This is a genomic window from Clostridium sp. TJA038, from assembly GCF_058310255.1.
This window is the reverse complement of record NZ_JBZEFA010000019.1, coordinates 1-4,904: the sequence shown is the minus strand read 5'-3', so window position 1 is coordinate 4,904 and position 4,904 is coordinate 1. Positions and strand designations below refer to the sequence as shown.

4 protein-coding genes, 1 tRNA gene and 1 rRNA gene are annotated in these 4,904 nt (G+C 26.4%); 4 read left to right on the top strand and 2 right to left on the bottom strand.

The annotated features are described in order from the left end of the window. From rrf to AC4FQV_RS11760, 3 genes are all read left to right on the top strand, one after another. Positions 1–80 (top strand): 5S ribosomal RNA (gene rrf, locus AC4FQV_RS11770); the annotation flags it as partial. Positions 81–85: 5 nt separating this feature from the next. Further along, positions 86–161 (top strand) — tRNA-Lys (locus AC4FQV_RS11765). Between the two features lie 216 nt (positions 162–377). Continuing rightward, positions 378–1,226, top strand: a complete 849-nt coding sequence (locus tag AC4FQV_RS11760; protein ID WP_491140395.1) for a PRD domain-containing protein — start codon at positions 378–380, stop codon at positions 1,224–1,226. 34 nt (positions 1,227–1,260) lie between these two features. Here AC4FQV_RS11760 and AC4FQV_RS11755 read toward each other — a convergent pair whose 3' ends face one another. Continuing rightward, positions 1,261–1,740: a PTS sugar transporter subunit IIA gene (locus tag AC4FQV_RS11755; RefSeq protein ID WP_491140396.1), complete on the bottom strand. Its 480-nt coding sequence runs from the start codon at positions 1,738–1,740 to the stop codon at positions 1,261–1,263. Between the two features lie 573 nt (positions 1,741–2,313). Between AC4FQV_RS11755 and nagE the strand changes: the two genes are divergently transcribed. After that, the gene (nagE, locus tag AC4FQV_RS11750) at positions 2,314–3,759 is read left to right on the top strand and encodes an N-acetylglucosamine-specific PTS transporter subunit IIBC (protein WP_491165592.1); all 1,446 of its coding nucleotides are present in this window, start codon (positions 2,314–2,316) and stop codon (positions 3,757–3,759) included. A 40-nt stretch (positions 3,760–3,799) separates the two neighbouring features. On the opposite strand, the gene AC4FQV_RS11745 is transcribed toward nagE, so the two are convergent. Then, a complete protein-coding gene (locus tag AC4FQV_RS11745) occupies positions 3,800–4,318 on the bottom strand; it encodes a TetR/AcrR family transcriptional regulator (RefSeq protein ID WP_491140398.1) in 519 nt (172 codons plus the stop codon). Positions 4,319–4,904 lie beyond the last annotated feature (586 nt).

Sequence of the window (4,904 nt, the reverse complement as noted above, 5' to 3'; positions counted from 1 at the left end):
TTCCGAACACGAAGGTTAAGCCTATAGAGGCCGATGGTACTGCACGGGAGACTGTGTGGGAGAGTAGGTGGTTGCCAGGTCTTATGATTTGCTAGCTCAGTCGGTAGAGCACGTGACTTTTAATCACGGTGTCCAGGGTTCGATTCCCTGGCAGATCACCAAAACCTCTCTAAACTTAGAGAGGTTTTTTTTATTTTAAAATGTATTTTATAATGTTGATTGACTAGAATTTATTTTAATTCTAGTCAATTTCTATATTAGTAAAAATAATTTTTTTAATATATAATTATATATGTAATTTAAATATATCTTATATAATATTTAAATTAAAAATAATTTATTTTATTAGCAAAGTTAGTAGTATAGGGGAGAATATTATGGTGAGAAATACTGAAAAAGAGTATGAGGTTAAGAAGGCTTTTAATAATAATATAGTTTTAGTTGATGATAGTGATAAAGAAATTATACTATTTGCTAAGGGAATAGGTTTTAACTATAAAAGAGGAGCTATAATTCCTAAAAATACAAAAATAGAAAAGATATTTACAATACAAGATGAACATAATATTGCTAATTTTAGAAGAGTTATAGGAAGTAATAAAGAAGAATTTATAGCATTTTGTGAAGAATTAATCTTAGAGATGTCTAAAGATTTTGATGAGGAATTAAATGAAATTATACATATAGGTTTAATAGATCATATTTCTTTTGCTATTGAAAGAATGAAAAAAGGAGATATATTAAGAAATCCTTTTTTAGTTGAAATTGAAATTTTATATCCTAAGGAATTTGAAGCTGCAAGTAAAATGGTTAAGAAACTTCAAGAGTTTACTGGAGTTAATATAGTTGATGATGAAATTGGATTTATTGCTATGCACATACATTCTGCAAGAAGTACAGGTAAATTATCTAACTCTATGAAATTTACTTATATAGCTAATACTGCAGTTGAATGTATTGAAGATGATTTTAATATAGAAGTAGATAGAACATCATTATCTTATGCTAGGTTTATAAGTCATTTAAGATTTGCTATAGAGAGACTTTTAAATAATACGCCAATAAAAAATGAGTTGCTTTCAGTTATAAAATTAAAATATAAAGAATCTTTTGAAGTAGCTAAAGAAATTGGAATAGCTATAAAAGAAGAGTTTTCTAAAGATGTTCCAGAGGATGAAATTGGATATTTAGCTATGCATGTAGAAAGACTTAGAAGAAAAGAATAAAAAAACAAGCTGACAAAATTGTCAGCTTGTTTTTTTATTTAACTTTATAAGTTAAAACAGTATCTACACCAGCAGTAACTGATTCACCTACAACAGGTTTCATATCTTTAACCACATCAGGATTTGTTATTAATACAGGTGTATGTAATTTTAATCCTTTACCTAGTATGAAATCTCTATCTATTTTTAATATTGGTGTACCAGCTTTAACTTGTTGACCAGGTTCCACTAATCTTTCAAAACCTTCTCCGTTTAAAGAAACTGTATCTATACCTACATGAACTAAAAGTTCAACTCCATTACTTAAAGTCATAGCGAAAGCATGATTAGTTTTAAATACTAAGGATAACTCACCATCAGCAGGAGCCATTATAGTATCTCCAGCTAATTCAATTGCAACACCATCTCCAGCCATCTTTTCAGCAAAAACTTGGTCTGGTACTTCTGATAAATCAATAGTTTTTCCAGTTGCAGGAGCAACTAATTTTAATTCTTTTTTAAATAATCCAAACATATTTATTTTCTTAGCTTATGAAATAAGATAAGAAATTCACATCCTTTCCAATATAGTATAATAAAATATAAAAAAAAGGCATAAGTTCTCCTAAACTTATGCCTGATTTAACAGTAACATGTTATGCTTACATTATATATTTTTTGATTTTATAAGTCAATACCATATTTATACAATTAGTGGTTAATTTTATTTTAATTGAATTTACATTTAATTATAAAAAAATTATTAATGTTTAAAATTTAATCTTTACTAATTTTATTTGACACTATAATTAAGATATAGTAATATTTAAAAGTCAACAGTAAATTTATTAATATTTAAAAAATATTTAAGCGTGTAACCATAATTTTGGGCATTAGCTGAAAAGAATATAAAAAAATTCTTTTCAGCTTTTTTTATATCATAAATAAATAGAAGATAAATAAAGCACAAAATAATTAAGAAAGAATATTTTAAAATTTATTAGAAGCTTGCTTATTTTTTAATTATTAATATTACTTTTGATGCTTTAAAACTAATTTTTAAGGTAAAAAAGCATAAACTAATGAAAAAATAAGGAGGAATAAACAAATGATTAAAAGTGGTTCAAAAGTTTTAGGATTTCTTCAAAGTATAGGTAAATCCTTAATGGTACCAATAGCTGTAATGCCTGCTTTAGGACTTTTACTAAGACTTGGTGATAAGGATTTACTTAACGTATCTTGGCTTACTGCTGCTGGTGGAGCGGCTTTTGGCAACAATATGGCAATGCTTTTTGCAGTAGGCATAGGCTTTGGGCTTTCTCATGAAAATAATGGAGTTGGAGGATTAGCAGGACTTTTAGGGTTCTTAGTTATGAAAAATGTTGCAACTTCTTTTGACCCAAGTATCAATATGGGAGCTTTTGGAGGTGTTGTAGCTGGAGTTACAGGAGGACTTTTATATAATAAATTTAAAGATATTAAAGTACCTCAGTTTTTAGGATTTTTTGGAGGAAAAAGATTTGTTCCAATAATAACTTCTTTTGTATGTCTTATTTTAGGAGTATTTTTTGGATATACATGGCCTTTATTTCAATCAGGATTAGATGGCTTTGCTAATATAATGGTAAAAGCAGGTGCTATTGGAGCTGCAGTATATGGAATATTAAATAGATTATTAATTCCAATAGGGCTTCATCATGTAATGAATTCTGTTATATGGTTTCAATTAGGAAGTTTTAAAGATGCAGTATCAGGTCAAATTGCAACAGGAGATATTACAAGATTTTTAGCTGGAGACCCTACAGCAGGAGTTTATACAGCAGGATTCTATCCAATTATGATGTTTGGGCTTCCTGCCGCATGTTTAGCAATGTATGTATGTGCTAAAAAGAAAAATAAAGCAGTAGTTGGAGGTATGTTTTTATCATTGGCTTTAACAGCTATAATAACTGGTATAACAGAACCTATAGAATTTGCTTTTATGTTTTTGTCTCCAATACTTTATGTTATACATGCAATACTAACTGGAATATCTTTAGCAGTAGCATATGCTTTAAACATACATCTAGCCTTTAGTTTCTCAGGTGGGCTTATTGATTATATTTTATACTATGGTAAAGGACAAAATCAGTTAATTTTATTATTAATGGGAATTGTAGCTTTTATTATTTATTATTTTTTATTTATTTTCTTTATTAAGAAATTTAATCTTAAAACTCCAGGTAGAGAAGATGATTTTGATGATAACAATGAAGAAGATAGAAGTTATATAAAAAAGGCATCAAAGGAAGAAAATAATCCAGCTAAGGGAGGAACTTTAGCTGAAAAAGCAGAGGTTGTTTTAGAGGCTCTTGGAGGAAAAGAAAATATAGAAGTTTTAGATAACTGCATAACAAGATTAAGGCTAACTTTAAAAGATGCATCTAAAATAGATGAGGTTACTTTAAAAAAAGCAGGGGCTAGTGGAATTATGAAATTAGATAATAAACATGTTCAAGTAATTATGGGAACATTAGCAGATCCTTTAGCAAGTCAAATGAAAAATTTATTATAAACATAAAAAGCTATAAACTATTTTAGTTTATAGCTTTTTACTATATATTTAACAATAAAAATAAGTCATCTATTGTTAATTTAGACATAGAAATTAGTATAAGATTATTAAGAAGAAAATATGCAAATTTCTCAGAGGATATAGCAGGATGAATTTCCCCTTTTTCTATATGAAGATTGATTAAATCTTCTAATATTTTATAAATAGGTTCTATAACATAATGATGTTTAGAACTATGATTAGCCATCTCTGAAAAAATAAGTCTATGATTTTTAAGAAAATCATTCATATTATCTGAAATAATAATCATTTTTTCTTTGAAAGAAATATCTTGTCTTATTATTTCGCTAGAAACAGATAAAACTGTATTCCAATCATTAGATAAAATATCAACAACAAGTTGTTCCTTGTTTTTAAAATAGTTATAGAAGGTTCCAGTACCTATGTTACACTCTTTAGTTATATTTCTTATATTTAAATCTAAATATCCATTAGAAAGTAGTTGCCTTTTTCCTTCTTTCAATAAATCTTCTTTTACATTTTTTATAATTTTAGGCATAAGAAGGCCTCCTTTTAAAGAACTATATAGAAATTATAGTATTTACAATTAGTAAATTCAAATTAAGCAATTTTTAAATGGTAATAAAATTTAATATATTTATAAAATAAATAAAGTATTATTCAAATTTAATGATTTGAATATTTAAAATATACTATTATTTTTAAAATAAAAAGTATTTTTTGCATAAAATAAAAAGAATATTTTAAATAATACATCGTAAATAAGAATATTTCAAGGAATATTAAGGAAAAAAGCAAATAAAACTTTACCAGGTGTATCAATATGAGAATAATAGAGTAAAAAGATAAAAAATAAAGATTAATAAAAATAATTTAACTATTTAAACAAATAAGTTATGACTTATATTAATTAACATGGTAAGATAAATCTCGTCGCTAAGAGATGCGGAAATAACTTAACAAAATAAATTAAAAGTTTTGAAAAAAGTTGTTGACAAAGTTTCAAAGTGATGTTAAACTAAGAAAGTCGCTTGAGGGCGACGAAGAAATGGTCTTTGAAAATTAAACAGAAGATATTAACATAAACCAGCAATTCTTTTATAAGTAATATGAGTATAGATTAA

What these genes read in the sequence shown, in the direction of transcription:
- AC4FQV_RS11760 (WP_491140395.1), top strand. Translation starts at nt 378, where the DNA reads ATGGTGAGAAATACTGAAAAAGAGTATGAGGTTAAGAAGGCTTTTAAT.
- AC4FQV_RS11745 (WP_491140398.1), bottom strand. Translation starts at nt 4,318, where the DNA reads ATGCCTAAAATTATAAAAAATGTAAAAGAAGATTTATTGAAAGAAGGA.
- nagE (WP_491165592.1), top strand. Translation starts at nt 2,314, where the DNA reads ATGATTAAAAGTGGTTCAAAAGTTTTAGGATTTCTTCAAAGTATAGGT.
- AC4FQV_RS11755 (WP_491140396.1), bottom strand. Translation starts at nt 1,740, where the DNA reads ATGTTTGGATTATTTAAAAAAGAATTAAAATTAGTTGCTCCTGCAACT.